This window comes from Pseudoalteromonas amylolytica, assembly GCF_001854605.1.
Classification (GTDB): domain Bacteria; phylum Pseudomonadota; class Gammaproteobacteria; order Enterobacterales; family Alteromonadaceae; genus Pseudoalteromonas; species Pseudoalteromonas amylolytica.
The window spans coordinates 14,994-32,268 of the sequence record NZ_MKJU01000032.1 but is presented as its reverse complement, the minus strand read 5'-3'; the positions used below and the strand labels follow the sequence as shown (position 1 = coordinate 32,268).

9 protein-coding genes and 4 tRNA genes are annotated in these 17,275 nt (G+C 42.6%); 8 read left to right on the top strand and 5 right to left on the bottom strand.

Features of this window, described 5'->3' with window-relative positions; all coding sequences use genetic code 11:
• Positions 1 to 25: 25 nt before the first annotated feature.
• The 5 genes from BET10_RS18480 to BET10_RS18460 all read right to left on the bottom strand — a co-directional run bounded on the left by BET10_RS18480 (position 26) and on the right by BET10_RS18460 (position 2,466).
• The gene (locus tag BET10_RS18480) at positions 26 to 1,969 is read right to left on the bottom strand and encodes an EAL domain-containing protein (protein WP_070987178.1); all 1,944 of its coding nucleotides are present in this window, start codon (positions 1,967 to 1,969) and stop codon (positions 26 to 28) included.
• A gap of 126 nt (positions 1,970 to 2,095) precedes the next feature.
• Positions 2,096 to 2,172: transfer RNA gene (locus BET10_RS18475), tRNA-Asn, on the bottom strand.
• 27 nt (positions 2,173 to 2,199) lie between these two features.
• A tRNA-Asn gene (locus BET10_RS18470) sits at positions 2,200 to 2,276 on the bottom strand.
• A 17-nt stretch (positions 2,277 to 2,293) separates the two neighbouring features.
• Positions 2,294 to 2,370: transfer RNA gene (locus tag BET10_RS18465), tRNA-Asn, on the bottom strand.
• A gap of 19 nt (positions 2,371 to 2,389) precedes the next feature.
• Positions 2,390 to 2,466, bottom strand: a tRNA-Asn gene (locus tag BET10_RS18460).
• 1,026 nt (positions 2,467 to 3,492) lie between these two features.
• On the opposite strand from BET10_RS18460, the gene BET10_RS18450 reads away from it, so the two are divergent.
• From BET10_RS18450 to BET10_RS18415, 8 genes are all read left to right on the top strand, one after another.
• A complete protein-coding gene (locus BET10_RS18450) occupies positions 3,493 to 4,869 on the top strand; it encodes an MATE family efflux transporter (protein WP_070987174.1) in 1,377 nt (458 codons plus the stop codon).
• Positions 4,869 to 6,881, top strand: a complete 2,013-nt coding sequence (gene uvrB / locus BET10_RS18445; RefSeq protein WP_070987437.1) for an excinuclease ABC subunit UvrB — start codon at positions 4,869 to 4,871, stop codon at positions 6,879 to 6,881. Before BET10_RS18450 ends, uvrB begins: the two co-directional genes overlap by 1 nt.
• 899 nt (positions 6,882 to 7,780) lie before the next feature.
• Positions 7,781 to 9,082 carry a phenylacetate--CoA ligase family protein gene (locus tag BET10_RS18440; protein ID WP_175442917.1) on the top strand — a complete coding sequence of 434 codons (1,302 nt, stop codon included), beginning with the start codon at positions 7,781 to 7,783 and terminating at the stop codon, positions 9,080 to 9,082.
• Positions 9,073 to 10,287 carry an aminotransferase class V-fold PLP-dependent enzyme gene (locus BET10_RS18435; RefSeq protein ID WP_070987169.1) on the top strand — a complete coding sequence of 405 codons (1,215 nt, stop codon included), beginning with the start codon at positions 9,073 to 9,075 and terminating at the stop codon, positions 10,285 to 10,287. Before BET10_RS18440 ends, BET10_RS18435 begins: the two co-directional genes overlap by 10 nt.
• Before the next feature lie 91 nt (positions 10,288 to 10,378).
• Positions 10,379 to 12,829 (top strand): penicillin acylase family protein, encoded by a 2,451-nt coding sequence (locus BET10_RS18430; protein WP_083330611.1) that lies wholly within the window; start codon positions 10,379 to 10,381, stop codon positions 12,827 to 12,829.
• 24 nt (positions 12,830 to 12,853) lie between these two features.
• The gene (locus tag BET10_RS18425) at positions 12,854 to 14,638 is read left to right on the top strand and encodes a cyclic peptide export ABC transporter (RefSeq protein WP_070987167.1); all 1,785 of its coding nucleotides are present in this window, start codon (positions 12,854 to 12,856) and stop codon (positions 14,636 to 14,638) included.
• On the top strand, positions 14,625 to 15,605 hold the full coding sequence (locus BET10_RS18420) for a sulfotransferase domain-containing protein (protein WP_070987165.1): 981 nt from the start codon (positions 14,625 to 14,627) through the stop codon (positions 15,603 to 15,605). The genes BET10_RS18425 and BET10_RS18420 overlap by 14 nt, the downstream gene beginning before the upstream one ends.
• Positions 15,606 to 15,660: 55 nt before the next feature.
• A complete protein-coding gene (locus BET10_RS18415) occupies positions 15,661 to 17,259 on the top strand; it encodes an MBL fold metallo-hydrolase (RefSeq protein WP_070987163.1) in 1,599 nt (532 codons plus the stop codon).
• Positions 17,260 to 17,275 lie beyond the last annotated feature (16 nt).

Sequence of the window (17,275 nt, the reverse complement as noted above, 5' to 3'; positions counted from 1 at the left end):
TTGTTTGAAAAATAGGGCAGCGCCGCTAAATTTCCTTTGGCTTTTCGATGTAGTAGCCTTGTACGCCATCTAGGCAGAGCGTTTCTATAATGTGCTTTTCTTCTTGCGTTTCAACGCCCTCCGCAAACACATTTACTCCAATCCTATGTGCTAAATCGACCATTAAGCGCATGAAGTATTGATTGTTCTTATCCTCTTCCAAGCCGCGGGTATAACTTGCATCCATCTTGATGAAATCAGGTTTAAGGTCTCTGAAAAACTTGAAGGATGTTAAACCCACACCGAATCGCTCGACCGTAATGCGTGCACCAACACGGTGAACCATATCAATGAAGCGCTTACTGGCTTTAATGTTCTGTTGTAGGCCAAACTCACTCACTTCGAATATAAGTTTAGATGCGATGTTGGCATCTTTGAGTAAACGGCGCTCTAGCCAAATCACAAATTGGTCGCTATGGGCGCTGGATGCGGTAACGTTGATACCAAAATATTTCTCGGTAAAGTTACGTGTTTTGATGAGCTCCAAAGAGGTATCAATGATCAAGCGGTCAATATCAATGGCCATTTCGAGCTTTTCAGCCATCGCCAAAAAGGAGGCTGTTGGCAGCATTTGATTTTCTTCGGTTTTAAAGCGCGCTTGGATCTCGGCATAGGCTTTGGTGTTTTTACCTACTGGCATGATATTTTGCATCATCAGCGAAACACGCTTTGAGCTTATCACTTCACTGATCACTTTACGCCAGTTTTGATTACCAAAACTGGCGCCTACATTGTTAACAAGGTCTGATTCTCTTTGTAAGTGCCAAGCATTGGCTTGTTTGCTTTGTGCCATGCTCATGGCGTTATCAACCACAGAGAGTAGCTCACCTAGCGGCTTGCCTGATTCGTAAGACACAATACCTGTATTTGCCACAGAACTAAGCTCTTGGTTTTGCTGAAATTGTGTAAATCTAGATTGTAATGTCTCACCGAAATGTTCCGCTTCTTTAGAAGGCACATTGGGTAGCAATACAGCGAAATCAGAGCTGTTTAGCCTAAAAGTCTGACTACCAGTATAGGTGCCGCTGACATGTTTAATGATGTCAGATACTGATTTGATGTATTCGTCACCTTTTTGATAGCCGCGTGTCTGGTTGATGATTTGTAGCTCACTGCAGCGGATCATGGCCAAACTACCAAAGGTCTTCTTAGTCGCTGACTCGATATGGTGCTCGTAGTACTCAACAAACATATTGCGATTGCCAAGGCCTGTGATCACATCTTTATAAGCTTCTTGCTTAATACTCTGTGCAGCACTTTTAATGTCGTGCTCTTTACTCTTTAAAAAGTGTGCCAGGCGTTTAAATGATGGCGTAAGGTCGGCACCCAAAGATTGCATTTCTTCTGTGTCAAACTCACTGTCAATGTTTGCTGAGTTTTGGTTACGGGTAATATAGACATCGACGGCATCAGCCACGGTGGTACTTACATTTCGGATCAGCCGACGGTATATGGTGCGCATATAAAAGATTGGAATAAATGCCAATAGGGCAGTCACCGCAAATGTCAGTAACATAGTTTGTTGTAAGAGTTGGCCTTGGCTTTGTGCGTTGATCACAAACTCAATTTTAATGTCTTTGGTTTTATTGACAGCAAATTGAGGTCTTACCGCATTGATACTTGACTCTATAATACTTGCTAACACTGGTAATGAGTTTGGCTCACTAATATTTAAAACTGTTTCACCGTTAAAATTACGGACTATAAACGTCGAAAAGACTTGGCCATCGGCAAGGGCGGTCTGAATATGTTGGGGTGTTACTTCAGCCATCGTTTTATCATGGATGTACTGAGTAACCATCGCTTGAGCACTTTGCTGTGCTTTACTTACTGCGGAGTCGAAGCTCGATGCAAAAAATAACACGCCAAGGAGTGAAAATATCAACCATGAGAAAAATTGTAACAATACGAGTTTCTTGAAACTAGCCATTATTCAGCCATTATTTTTATCTATCAACGAGGGAAGAAAACTGCCAAAAATCATAATCTTTTTGAACGGATCTAAACTGTTGTAGGGTAGTGCAAAAGTGCTTGAATGTCTATTTAAAAGTGATATTGGCTCCCCCTCCCCGACTCGAACGGGGGACCTGCGGATTAACAGTCCGTCGCTCTAACCAACTGAGCTAAGGGGGAACAATATATAAAGAAGAGAGTGTAATGTGGCTCCCCCTCCCCGACTCGAACGGGGGACCTGCGGATTAACAGTCCGTCGCTCTAACCAACTGAGCTAAGGGGGAACGATTACATTAACGATTGGCTCCCCCTCCCCGACTCGAACGGGGGACCTGCGGATTAACAGTCCGTCGCTCTAACCAACTGAGCTAAGGGGGAATCGTTACGTTAAAAGATTTGGCTCCCCCTCCCCGACTCGAACGGGGGACCTGCGGATTAACAGTCCGTCGCTCTAACCAACTGAGCTAAGGGGGAAGCGTGTATCTCTCAACGGGGCGAAATATTAATGACCCCTTTGCAAGGTGTCAACCAATAAAACGTCATAAAATTAAAAAACTGTCTCATTCGCTGCTTTTCTATCCGATTTGCTGAAAATTATTGCACTGATACAGCACTAGATAAGAAAAGGGATGAGTAAGGTTGTTTGATTATTAATCGAAATCCACAAAATGTGTGATTATTAAGCTTTTGAGCTAAAAAAGCATCGAACTGCGGATTTTATAAGCTTTTCTTTGAGATCCAAATATGTAGTTGAAGATCTTATAGAAAAGATCGCTCTCTAGAGTGATGAAAATTGTCCTCAATCTATGCCCTAATGGAGATTTTGTGACTAGGGCTGCGAGTAAATCTGCATAGATTTTCCGTCATATATTAAAACTCCTTATTAATCAGGTGGTAATGTTTTTATGCTGTAAAGTGGAATAAAAAGGGCCTATAAAAGGAACGTTCGTGTGGATGCTTTTCCACAAAGATCAAGCCGAAAATTTGTTGCTGTGATCGGTCAGATCAACTTGCAATTATTAAGGTGTCAGAAATGATCTCTCTACAGCCCCTTATTCTATTGGTGTTTATTGAGTTATCCACGGAATCTGTGGATAACATTGTTTATTAATATTTAAGAAGTGTGTCAACGCTATGAAAATAGTGCCCTCCAAGCATTTCAATATTTTTTATGTAATTATTTTTTGATAATAAAATCAATGCTTTACTAAAATCGCTTATTATTGGCGCAGTTTTTGATATAAGTGAACTTTTTATGACCAAAACGCACTTTTGTTGTGCAAAAAAAATACTCTTGGTTGTTAAATGTGTAACTAATTTGTCATTTATGGGGGTTTTGAACATTTTTAAGCGCTAGCTCGGTCTATCATAGGCAAATGTCTTTGATCCTGATTTTGTGTATGGTAATCGGTGAGAGGCAAAATCTCAGGTTATTTGACTGGGTTTAAAGTCAGGGATGATCTAAAATGCCAGGCTCACTATAGGAGAATAAACATTACTATGTCGTCAGTGCACAATCCAGATAAAGGCAATGATATCCTAAACGGGGACATTGCAGTCACTTTAAAACGAATGACCATCCCTATGATTTTCGGCATGATCACACTGATGATGTTTAATATCGTCGATACATTCTTTATCAGTTTACTCGGCACCGAACAATTAGCGGCAGTCAGTTTTACCTTCCCAGTGACATTTACGGTTATTAGCCTTGCTATCGGATTGGGTATTGGTACCTCAGCGGTAATAGCCAAGGCGCTTGGCGCTAACAAAATAGAAGAAGCAAAATTTGATGCCACGATTTCACTTTTGATATCTGCGGTTTTTGTATTTTCTCTCTCGGCTATGGGGTTCGCTCTTATTGAACCTACTTTTAAATTACTCGGTGCGAACGCGCAGGTAATGCCTTATATCTATGACTACATTTCCATCTGGTTTTTAGGTAGCGTATTTTTGATAACTCCGATGATAGGAAACTCGGTGCTGCGTGCCAGCGGTGACACCAAAACACCCAGCTTTATTATGGGCTTTGCGGGGTTAATTAATGCAGTGTTAGACCCTCTACTAATATTTGGTGTTGGCCCGTTTCCTGAACTTGGCATAAAAGGGGCTGCGATTGCCAGTGTGATTGCTTGGGCGGTCGCGGTGGTGATCATCTTATATTTATTGGCAATCAAAAAACGTTTATTAAGTCTGCATGGTGGGCAACAAGGTGTGATAAGTGCGAGCCGTAAAATTCTAAAAATCGGTTTTCCTGCTGCAGGGGCTAACATGCTGACTCCGATGGCAATGGCTGTGATGACCGCCATTGTTGCCGGATATGGCCCGGAAGCCGTGGCCGCATTTGGGGTGGGCAGTCGTATTGAGTCCATTGCAAGCTTAGTGGTGTTAGCGCTGTCTATGACGTTGCCACCGTTTGTCAGCCAAAATTATGGTGCTGGTAAATATGATAGAGTCAAGCAAGCCTACCGTAAAACGCTTCAATTTGTGTTGCTATGGCAGTTGGGGGTTTATTTACTTTTGTTGATTTTTTCTGGGCTGATCAGCCGCACTTTTGGTAATGAACCTGAAGTTGTGAGGGTGATCGAATTGTTTATCTATATCATGCCATTGAGCTACGGTTTACAAGGTATGATTATATTGACGAACTCATCTTTCAATGCATTACATAAACCAATGAATGCGTTGATTTTGAGTGTGGTTCGACTGTTTGTTTTTTATGTGCCTTTTGCGTATGTTGGGTCGCTAGTTGGAGACTTAACAGGTTTATTTATCGGTGCGGCAATTGGTAATCTGGTTACGGCTTGTGTCGCATATCAGTGGTTTAATCATAACCTGACCAGAATGCATGATGCATCACTAAAGGAGTTTGCATGATGAGTGACGAGTTTAAACTAGTATCGCAGTTTTCTCCCAGTGGTGATCAGCCCACAGCGATCGCTCAATTATGTGACGGTTTGGAAGCGGGTTTGGCACATCAAACTCTGTTGGGAGCCACAGGCACAGGTAAAACCTTTACTATGGCGAACATCATCAGCAACCTGAATCGACCAACCATTATCATGGCGCATAACAAGACGTTGGCGGCTCAACTTTATGGCGAAATGAAAGAGTTTTTTCCTGACAATGCCGTTGAGTACTTCGTCTCTTACTACGACTATTATCAACCAGAAGCCTATGTGGTTGCCAGCGACACATTTATAGAAAAAGATGCCTCGATTAATGAACATATCGAGCAGATGCGTTTGTCAGCGACCAAAGCACTGCTAGAGCGCAGAGATACCATCATTGTTGCATCCGTATCGGCGATTTATGGTTTGGGCGACCCAGACTCGTATATGAAAATGATGTTGTTGCTCAAAGTGGGCGACACTATAGATCAACGAGACATGCTCAGACGTCTTGCTGAGCTACAGTATACTCGCAATGATTTGGATTTTAGCCGAGGCACCTATCGCGCTCGCGGTGAAGTAATAGATATCTTCCCAGCGGAATCGGATTCATACGCGATTAGAGTAGAAATGTTCGACGATGAAATTGAGCGTATTAGTATGTTTGACCCGCTCACAGGGGCGGTAGAAAAACATCTGATAAGAGCCACTATCTATCCAAAAACGCACTATGTTACGCCGCGGGAAAAGATCCTTGATGCCATTGACAGAATTAAGGTTGAACTTAAAGACCGCAGAGCACAGCTACTTGATAATAATAAACTGGTTGAAGAGCAGCGTGTCGCGCAACGTACTCAGTACGATATTGAAATGATGACCGAGCTTGGTTATTGCTCAGGCATTGAGAACTACAGCCGTTATTTATCAGGGCGAGCACCGGGCGAGCCACCACCTACATTACTGGACTATTTGCCAGATGATGCGTTGATGATCATTGATGAGTCACACGTGACTGTGTCGCAAATCGGGGCGATGTATAAAGGCGACAGAAGCCGCAAAGAAAACTTGGTTGAGTACGGGTTTCGCTTGCCCTCAGCTATGGACAACCGACCGCTCAAGTTTGATGAATTTGAAGCCATAGCGCCACAAACTATTTATGTATCTGCCACACCGGGTGATTTTGAACTGGAAAAGTCAAACGGTGATGTGGCGGAACAGGTTATCAGGCCGACAGGGCTTCTAGACCCACAATTGGAAGTGCGGCCAGTCGCGACGCAAGTTGACGATTTATTATCCGAGATTTATTTACGTGTTGAAAAACAAGAGCGCGTGCTGGTCACAACGTTGACCAAGCGTATGGCGGAAGACTTAACGGATTATTTGAACGATCACGATGTAAAGGTACGTTATTTACACTCTGATATTGACACGGTTGAGCGCATGGAGATCATTCGTGACCTCAGAAAAGGCGTGTTTGATGTGCTAGTAGGTATTAACTTACTTCGTGAAGGCTTGGATATGCCGGAGGTTTCTTTGGTTGCGATTTTAGATGCGGACAAAGAGGGTTTTTTACGTTCAGCTCGTTCATTGATCCAGACGATAGGGCGTGCCGCTCGCCACCTCAATGGTAAAGCCATTTTGTATGGCGATGTGATCACCAAGTCTATGCGTAAGGCGATAGATGAAACGGAGCGCCGTCGTGCTATTCAGCAAGCTTACAACGAGAAGCATGGCATTGAGCCACAAGCTTTGGTTAAGAAGATCACAGATGTGATGGACACAGGCGAAGAGGTGTCAGAGGCAGATATTGCCAAAGCCAAGCTACATAAAAAGCCAAAAGAGGCTATGGCTGATTCTGATCCTAAACAGTTAGCAGCACAAATAGCGGAGCTTGAAGCGAAAATGATGCAACACGCCCGTGACTTAGAGTTTGAACAGGCTGCCAAAGTGCGTGATCAAGTTCATGAGCTGCAGCAGCAATTGTTAGGGATATCTTAGCATATTGATGTGTTGCACTTTGGACATCGAATTGGCCGTTGGTAACGGTCATGTTTGCCTGATCATTATTGCTAACACATGTATGAAAAAGCGGATAAGTGAGAAAATTAGGGACCGATAACTGCTTTTTATAATAATGAAAAATCAAACAATATTGCGACTTAGATGACGCGTAATTTGTGCCTGTATTGGTTCGTGCTGTAAAATGCTTATTTATTCTTGCCCCGTAGCCTAGACTATAACTATACAAAAGTACTAGTTTTATTTTGAAATGTTGGGAAACAGCACAGCAGGAAATCCACAGATATATGTTATGCAAGTCTATCCTGATGATAATTCATACCTACAATCCTAAGTGTGCTCGCAAAGTGTACACCTTACTGAACAGTTAACCTGCGATTAATGGGTATTTTTGCCTATATTATGAACTTTCTTGGTTAAATTTTGCTCCGCATTTGCTTATCTAACATCGATAGTTTTGCTATTTGCAAATATATAAATGTCTAGTGCAATCAACAATTCACAATGTGGGTGCTATGGGAAGCCAATTTTATTGAAGAAATGAGTAGACTTCACCCTTTTGTCTAAGGGAGGGATGTAATGCATTGAAATTTAATATAATAGCTGTGCTTTATATATATTATACGAATGTGATTTAAAAAAATAACTTTATTATTCAATGCTTTAAATGTTTTTCATTAGAGCTGTAGGTCTCTATATTGCTCTATCGATTTGTTTTTTGTTAAATAAATAAGTATTTCGTTATTTTCAACAGTTAATTATTAACAATATTAACAGTATTTCGGCGTTTATTAAACTTTAATAACCATCTTGTTCTCAAAAAATAAACGTTATAGTATCGATTTTATAATTTTATTTATATCAAGGAATCGATTGTCGTGGACGTGGCTTTTAAAAAAATAAAAAATGAGCTGGATTATGCGTATAACAACACAGGCTTCTTTAGAAAACATCTTGATCAGGCTGGGCTAACTTTAGCTGATATCACTCAACCCAGTGACCTATTAAAAATACCACCTACAGTTAAACGGAATTACCGCCAAGGGTTCCCTGCATCGGTAATCGCTTCTGGTTATAACTTGAAAAGCCCCTATGTGATGCGCTTTCAAAGTTCTGGTACAGAAGGTGATAGATTAGTGAGTGTGGTATTGTCATATGATCTCGCTAGGCGCCAAGCGAGTTGTATTTCAGTTAACCCAGCGTTTTCGTCTTTATGGAAGCCTGGATTAAAGCTACGTACTTGTCGCTTTGCAGCGCCAAACTGTTCGGACGTTGAATGTGCTAACCCCAACAGTACGATGGAAAGTCGCATGTTGCCGGATGGTACATTGGTGCTGCCGGTATACCATGACTTGCTTACAACGCCAGAACATATGATTCATCGTGCTTTAGATGAGATAGAACAGTACGATCCGCACCTGCTATTTGTTGACCCAACACACTTTGCATTTTTGATTCGAGCCATGAAAAAAGCGGGGAGAGTACCGCACAAAAAAGAGGGCTTCTGTATTATGTCGGGGTACACCCTCTGCACACAGGTAGCACGCCGCCAAATCAAAGAGTGTTTTGGTGACAAGGTCGCCTTTGCAGATATGCTCGGTATGTCAGAGTTGGGCTATATTGGTTTCGAATGCCCAGCGGGCCATCAGCACATTAACACCAAAGATTACCATATTGAATTCATCAAAGATGGACAACTTGCCAAACCTGGCGAGTTGGCTGAGATGGTCATCACTACGCTTGGTGACCGTTTATCCCCTCATATTAGATATGCAACTGGCGATCTTTATCGCTTGAGTCCTGAGCCGTGCCCATGTGGGGACTCTGCACCTATGGTTCGTCATGAAGGGCGCGTTAAAAATGTACTGTGGCTCAATGATGGATCGTTAATCACGCCCAGAGAATTAGATGATCTGATTGGACCTGCGCCATGGATAGACATGTATCAGATGAACCAATTAGACGATGATGAATTCAGTTTCCATTACATGAGTAATGATGCTTGGACACAACAACTTGAAGATGAGCTAGTTGAAATGCTCAAGGACACTTTAAAAACAAGAAACATCCACTGCTCCACCACAAATTATTTACCCGCAGATCGAGGTGGTAAATTTATGTCATGCGTTTCAAGCGTTGCAGTAAGAGATGAAAAAAGAAGGTTAATATCATGGATTTAGTAAGTTGTAAGTCGGACTTTCCTGTTCTGGAACGCCATATAGATGAACAAAAAATTACCTATTTGGATAGCGCTGCGACCTCTTTGAAGCCACGCTCGGTAATCGAAGCGATGTCTAATTATTACTCACAAAATGGTGTAAATATTCACAGAGGGAAATATTACCTTTCTGAAGAAGCATCCGACTCTTATGAGCGAGTTAGATATTCAATTGCACAATACTTAGGTGCCTATGGTAATGAAATAGTCTTCACCAAAGGTACGACAGAAGCATTAAACATGGTTGCGTATGGCTTAAACCTTCAATCCGATGATATTGTGGTTGGTTTCTTAGACTCACATCACGCGCAAATGCTGCCTTGGCGAAGAGCAGCGGATTTAAGACTGGTTAACCTAAATGACGAAGGTGGTATAGATCTAGATCATTACTATGAGCTGCTTAAACTCAAACCAAAGGTCGTAGTACTAACACATTGCTCAAACGTTACGGGAACAGTTGCGCCTATCGATCAGATGACTAAAGCTGCAAAAGAAGCATGTGATGCAATTGTAGTCGTTGATGCAGCACAATCCATGCCTCACCCTCATTTGCGTATTGATGTTTCTAAGTTAGATGTTGATTTTGTTGCTTTTTCTGCTCATAAAATGCTAGGCCCAACAGGGGTTGGATGCTTATATGGAAAAAGTGCTCGACTGAATGAACTACGTCCACTGGTTGTCGGCGGTGGTATGGTTGATTGGGTTGATATGGAAGGCTCACAAGAACGAAAAATACCCCATCGATTTGAAGCTGGCACGCCCGCAATTGCATCGACATTGGGTTTTGGTGCGGCACTTAACTATTTGAAGCAGTTTGGTGAAGAAGCATCTTTAGCACACACAGAAGAACTCACTGAAGCAATTATTAAAGGCGCGCTAGCGCGAGATTATATTCAGTTATTGGGGACGAAAAGTGCTAAAAATCGCTGTGCTATTGGTAGCTTAAGAATCAAAGGTTGCGAGGACTTATCAGATATCGCCAGGTCTTTGAGTGACTCTTACGGCATCATGTGCCGAACGGGTCACATGTGCGCTCAGCCCATTGTTGATCAGCAAATGGGTGGCGAGGTGCTACGTATCTCCGCTTACATTTACAACACAACTGAAGAAATTGACCGATTCTATCAATCACTTGATGAACTGGTTTACTTTTTAGGGCTTGTATAACGGAACCCAAAATCCTTTTGGGGTCTTTATCACCAAGGAACAGTGTAATTGAAGTCCGTCTGTGTAGGCGACTTCATAAGGAAATATTGACATGCAAATGCGCTCACATCCTTTACTATTTCGTTTTTTAATTTGGATAGTAGCTCCTTTATTGGTGCTATTGGTTTACGGCTACAGCTCGCTGTTGAAAAGTTTGCCGCAAGAAGAAGGGGTTATTAGTCTGTCGGGCATTGACTCATCCGTCAAAGTGGTTCGAGATGAAAACTCAATTCCGCATATCTTTGCCGATAATGATTATGATGCTTACTTTGCGTTAGGTTATGTGCACGCACAAGATAGACTATGGCAAATGAACTTCGCGCTGCGCCTAGCAACTGGGCGTTTAAGTGAGGTGTTAGGTCGAGAGTCGCTGCAAAGTGATAAGTTTATGAGAACGCTTGGCCTTAAGCGAGCTTCTGAGTCTGCTTTAGAGTCGTTAGATGAGCATTCACTCAAGGTGTTGGAGTCTTACGCCAACGGTGTGAATGCTTGGGTCAAGGAGGGTCATACCTTACCGCTTGAATTTCAGCTGTTAGATGTTGAACCTGAGCTATGGCAGCCTGTTAATTCAATTACTCTGGTTAAACTGATGGCATATAACTTAGGTGGGCCATTGAACTTTGGTAATGAGCTGACACTAAGTGCACTGATCAAAGAGCTCGGGGTGGCAAAAGCAAATGAACTAATGCCCAATGTAAATGCAGAGCGCTTTTCAGATATGGAAGCGATTTCACAGCTAGATGAGAGCGTTATAGAGGGCCTACTAGCGCAAAATAACCAGATGCAGCCGCAATTTAACTTAGGCGGGGAAGGAACTGGCAGTAATGCTTGGGTGGTATCAGGCAAGTATACTCAAAGCGGGTTTCCACTGTTAGCGAGTGATCCGCATTTGGGACTAGAGATCCCCGCTATTTGGTATCTCGCTGAGATTAAAGGTGACAAGCTCAGTGTAACCGGTGCGACGTATCCTGGTGCCCCCATCGTCTTGATGGGAAGAAACGAATCGATTGCTTGGGGAACCACCAATATGCTTGCTGATGCGCAAGATTTATATGTGGTTCGTACCAATCCATTGGATGATAACCAGTATGAGGTAGATGGCCAATGGTTTGACATGGAAGTGGAAGAAGAAATTATCCATGTTAGGTCTGATTTTCCTCAATTTTTAACCGACCCTATCCCAGCCGTCAAATGGCCAGTTAGAAAAACCCGCCACGGTCCATTGATAAGTGATGCGATGGGTCGAGTAGAGCGTCCCTTAGCGTTTAGATGGAGTGCACTGGAAAAGCAAGACAAAACGTTTCAAAGCTTTCTCAATATTAATTATGCAAGCGATTGGAACAGCTTTAAATCGGCGTTTGACGGCTATGTCGCACCGGCTATGAACTTTGTTTATGCTGACCAAAACGGAGATATTGGACTTTTTGCTGCAGGCAGCATTCCCATTCGCCACCATAGTAACGGCCGACTACCTGTACCGGGCTGGAATTCGCGTTATGAGTGGAGTGGATACATTCCAAACGACGAGTTACCTCATCAGTTCAACCCCGAAATTGGATATGTTGCAAACGCAAATAACAAGAATCATAGCGAAGAGTACCCTCATCTCATCTCAAATGTTTGGGCTGTGCCTTATCGCGCTGAGCGTATTAATACAACCATTCAAGGTTTGATCGAACAAGGAAAGAAAATTACGGCAGAGGACTTTGTCGCGCTTCAGGGTAATGTGGATAGTTTGCAAACTAAGCAGCTATTGCCGTTTTTCTTAGGGTTATCTCCACAAAATACGCAACAACAAACCACGATAGATAGACTCAAGGGATGGGATGGTGTTGTCTCTGGACAAAGCCAAGAGGCGGTCATCTACGAAGTATGGTTGCGCCACTTTAACAGCTTATTGGTCAGTGACGAGCTGCGTGGAAACATCTTGCATGAAGCCAGAGGAAACAATTTGCAATCTTTTGTAACTCGCTTAAAGCCAACGTTTATAAACGCGGTCATTAATAACAACAGTGCGGTGAAATTCAACTGGTGTGACCGAATCAATACAGAAGAAACGGAAACGTGTGAAGAGTTAGCACTTCTGGCATTGGACGGGGCAATAGATGAAATTAACCGTCAAATTGGCAAAGACGCAACGTGGGGAGAGGTACATGAAAGCTATTTTCCACATCTCGTGTTTACCAACATGCAGTTGTGGAATTCTATCTTTGATCGCGCCATAGAAGGGGGCGGTGATCGCTATACCGTAAACAGTGGTAACTGGGGTTACACGGAAGATAATGGTTACCGCACAGTGTCTACTGGAAATTATCGTCAAGTTATTGATTTAGGTAATAAGAACAAGGGTGGCTTTATAAATAGCACTGGGCAAAGTGGCAATGTCATCAGCGAGCATTATGACGACAACATTGCGCCTTTTAAGCATTTAAAGCTGTGGCCAATGTCGTTAGATACTGACGACCAATCAGTATCCACACTGATATTAGAACCCGCGCAATAGCAGCTGTGTAAAAGGAGCTTAAAAATGAAAGACAATCAAGCGAACTCACCTACAGGTTTGTTTAAGCTGTTAACAGCGACTTCACCCAACAAAGTATTCTTTTCTATTTTGTTGGGCTCGTTGGCGGGGATGGCGTATGCCGTTGTCGTACCTTTAATACTACTGTCGCTACAGCCTGCATTGAGTAGATTGATGCAACCAGAGTTTGAATCCTCATACTGGTTATTGGGCACATTTGAAATCACGTCACCTACCCAAGCATTTTACTATTTTTCAATAGTGATGTTCATTTTGCTATGTCGTGTGACATCTGAAACCATGGTTGCACAAACATCTATCGACGCCACGGTGGGTTTACGCAAAAAGCTATATAAGCGAGTGTCTCAACTACCAATTCAGAGTTTAGAGCAAATCGGTCAGTCGCGCATATTAACGGCAATGAACAATGACATTGCGCGTGTGACAGAAGGGGCAGCAGTATTTCCAAATATTTTGGTGGCATCAGCGACGTTGTTTGGAATGTTGGCCTTTTTGATGTACTTAAAACTTGAAGTGTTTCTATTTATCGTTGCGATCATCATATTTGGTGCGTTGACGTATCGTATTCCGCTATTTTTTGGGCAGAAATATATGGCCCGATCACGTAATAGCTTCGATGGTATTCAAGAAGGGATGCGAGGGCTTATTTATGGTGCCAAGGAACTTAAGTTAAACCAGCAAAAGAAACAAGCGTTCTTGGAAGAGAGTCTTCATGCTTATGAAGAAAAGTTCAGAGCAGCACAAAAACGAGGCCGATTTTATCTAAGTGCGGGCATGAACTACGGCACGCTGATTAGCTTTTTTGCAATAGGTATCGTGACTTACATCATGGCTAATTACTATGGCTTGTCTCAGAACAACCTTCAGGGAATTGTGATGGTGCTGCTGTATATCACCGGTCCGATGGCTGCACTCACCAGTTTGGTAAATAACATCATAATGGCGCGTATTGCCGCGAAAAAGCTTGATAAGTTATTGCAAGAAATGCCAATTGAAGAAACTTCAGATTGGTCTGAGGCGATAGATTGTCAGCAATTACACGTGAAAGGTGTTGAATATATCTATCCTGCAAAAAGCAGCGAGGATAAGGAGTTTCATCTTGGCCCTGTAGATTTAACATTACATCGTGGCGAAGTAACCTATCTAGTGGGTGGTAATGGTTCTGGTAAAACAACGTTATCAAAATTACTTTCTTTGCATTACGTTCCCAGTAAGGGGAGTATCTGCTTTGACGACCAAGCGGTAACGAACCTTAACCGTGAGGCTTGTCGTCAAAGCATATCGGCTATCTACTCAGACTTTTATCTGTTTACAAAACTATATGGTTTAGCCCCAGATGAGCTTGATCAACGCGCAGCTGAAAACTTAAAAGAATTGGGCTTAGATGAAAAAGTAACCATTCATGATGGCGTATTTTCAACCACAGATTTATCTGCCGGACAGAAGAAACGCCTTGCATTATTGGTCACTTACCTTGAAGACCGAACAATCTATGTGTTTGATGAATGGGCCGCAGATCAAGATCCCAGCTTTAAAGATATATTCTACTACCAAATTTTGCCGGAGTTAAAACGCCTCAACAAGATGGTGATCGTCATTACTCATGATGACCGATATTTTCACCTTGCGGATAAGGTAGTGAAAATGGAAAACGGCCAAGTTGCACAAGAGCTAACGAAGGACATGCTGACGCAGCAGGCGTCTGATAATCATGAAGATAATCAGGCTGTTGGCAAACATCGTAGGGAGGAAGCACATGCAGACGGATAAGAGTTATGGCATGGCTGGTGGCAACTTGAAAAAGTTCTTTAGGGCATTTGAATTGTCTACCGAATATCGTGTACGCAAATATCAAGGTAAGTCACTGTTTCACAACCCCACGCAGCTTCTATTTGGGTTAGTGGAATATCAGTTTCTGAGCTACTACTTTTCCAAAGTTCCGAATTGGCGGTTGTTGCTCAGAGGTTTGTATTCCAAAGATAGAGTCGCACCCAATTATGTTGTTGTAGGCCCAGTTAAAAGCGGTTCAAGCGATTTGGTGACGCACCTGCAAATGCACCCCAATGTGATGCACCCGTTAGCAAAAGAGATCAGCTGTAAAGGCACTGAGCGCATAAAGCTATTTTACCCAACACGCAGGGAAAAGGAGCGTTTAGAGAGGCAAAGTGGGGGGGTGGTAAGGTGTGGCTATCTTAAGCCTGAACTAAATAACATGGAGATGATGGAACAGCTGTATAAGCTCAATCCTGAGTCGAAAATTATCATTACTCTGAGAGACCCTGTTGCTAGAGCCTATACGCATTGGAAGTGGGAAATGTTTTTAGGTGGCAAGGGATTAGAGAATTCCCCTTATTTCGATAGTTTTGAAAGCTACATAGATAGAGCTTTGGATTTGTTCCCCAGTGTAGCAATGACATCAGCATGTGGTTTTCCCGTATTGGAAACGGGTATTTATTACAAAGCGGTAGAGCAATGGATGGCACGGTTTGGCGAAGAAAATGTTCTGATTCTAGATTCTGCTGAGTATTTCAAAGGGCGTCAGCCGACTCTGGAAAGAGTACAAAAGTTCTTGGGGTTATCCGTTATAGATATTCCTGAATACGGTGAAAAGGCCAATGAGAACCCAATCAAGTTTCCTCGACCCGAGCAAAGTAGCAACGACAAACTCTCTGAGTTTTATCGACCTTACAATCAAAAGCTCTTTGCTTTATTGGGTAGAGATTTTGACTGGAAATAGCACCCCTTTTCTCGAAACCGTTTTTTTAGAGTTTTCTTAATTGAGCATAATAACAATGAATAACGAATTACTATATTTAAAACCTGACGTTTACTTTGAACCTTTATTAAACCATTGGTATGCCTGGCCATATCTTATGCCTCCGGTTACTTGTGCGCGACATGTGGTCAACACCCATCGTCGAATTATGCAATCTTTCGTTAAAAACTATAAGTTGCATATCATCGCTTCCAAAGAGTCGGTACTCACCGGTGGAGAGTTTCTTAATTGCACAGAAGAGCAGGTCGATGACATCAAGGCTCTGATTGCTGAGCTTGATGAGCGATGTGGTGACTTAATAGAGCTGTCTGATGCCGTTAAGTATTTAGATGATCTACTTTATGCTCACACTAGCGGAGAAAGCATAGAACATCTTTATGATAAGGTGCCTGACCCGTTAAAAGGGTGTGTGGAACTCTTTTTGGATATGGAGCACCGTCCATCTTATCGCATCATTGAACCACTAATGTACAGAAGCCAATATTACAAGCCTTCGTTGCAAAGTTTGTCTTTCGGCTTACTGTCTAAAGTGGGAGAGCGCCCATTTGTTTTAAGTACACCACGTCTTCCTGATGCGAACCATTTACAGGTTAATGCTGACTTTAACTCACCCATTGTCGATGCCATTTTTCAGGCAAGAGAAAAGCCTTTATCTGTAGAGCAAGTTGATGCGTTGTTTGCAGGCCTAGAACAAACCGGTGGAGTTGCATACCGCGAGTTGTTTACGACGGAAAAGCCTGCGATTAAACATGTGCCAGTTGAAGAAGGCGTTAGACTGAATTATACCGGACACGCGGGTTTTATGGTTGAAACCAAAGACGTGTGTATTTTAGTTGACCCTATTATCGCCTCACGAGAGCATAATAACGATGGCACAATGATAGGCTACAGCGAACTGCCCCAAACCATCGATTATATTCTGTTGACTCATACCCATATGGACCACGCGAATATAGAGACACTGTTGCAGTTGAGATACAAAACAAAGCAGGTGATTGTACCGAAAAATAATGGTGGCACCATTGCTGACCCATCATTGCGATTAATGCTCAAGCAATTGAACTTTGACGTGATTGAAGTTGATGATTTAGAGGAAATCGCGATTCCTCATGGCCGTATTGTGAGCTTACCTTTCCTAGGGGAGCACGGTGATCTGAATATTCGTTCTAAGGCTGCTTGGTACATTGAGGCGCATGGTAAAAAGTGTTTCTTTGGTGCTGATTCGTCTAACCCCGACGGAAACTTATATCAACAACTGGGTAAAATCTTCACTGATCTTGACGTTTTGGCGATTGGCATGGAGTGCGTTGGTGCACCTTATACATGGGCTTATGGCGCACTCCACACCAAGAAAGTGCCGAAGAATATCAAAAACTCTAGGCGCTTAGATGGATCTGACTGTAACCAAGCGGTGCCGATGGTAGAGGCCTTTAATGCCAAGCAGGTCTGTGTTTACGCCATTGGACTAGAAACTTGTTTTAAATATTTCAATGGTCTTGAGCATGAAGAAGATTCAAGACAGGTGCAAGAGTCAACCAAATTCCTCGAAGCTTGTAAAAAAATGGATGTACCAGCAGAGATGCTGTTTTGTAAAAAGACCATCCACCTTAAATAAATAAGAAAAATAAACA

Coding starts and splice junctions, on each gene's coding strand:
- BET10_RS18480 (WP_070987178.1), bottom strand. CDS start 1,969: ATGGCTAGTTTCAAGAAACTCGTATTGTTACAATTTTTCTCATGGTTG.
- BET10_RS18450 (WP_070987174.1), top strand. CDS start 3,493: ATGTCGTCAGTGCACAATCCAGATAAAGGCAATGATATCCTAAACGGG.
- uvrB (WP_070987437.1), top strand. CDS start 4,869: ATGAGTGACGAGTTTAAACTAGTATCGCAGTTTTCTCCCAGTGGTGAT.
- BET10_RS18435 (WP_070987169.1), top strand. CDS start 9,073: ATGGATTTAGTAAGTTGTAAGTCGGACTTTCCTGTTCTGGAACGCCAT.
- BET10_RS18430 (WP_083330611.1), top strand. CDS start 10,379: ATGCAAATGCGCTCACATCCTTTACTATTTCGTTTTTTAATTTGGATA.
- BET10_RS18425 (WP_070987167.1), top strand. CDS start 12,854: ATGAAAGACAATCAAGCGAACTCACCTACAGGTTTGTTTAAGCTGTTA.
- BET10_RS18420 (WP_070987165.1), top strand. CDS start 14,625: ATGCAGACGGATAAGAGTTATGGCATGGCTGGTGGCAACTTGAAAAAG.
- BET10_RS18415 (WP_070987163.1), top strand. CDS start 15,661: ATGAATAACGAATTACTATATTTAAAACCTGACGTTTACTTTGAACCT.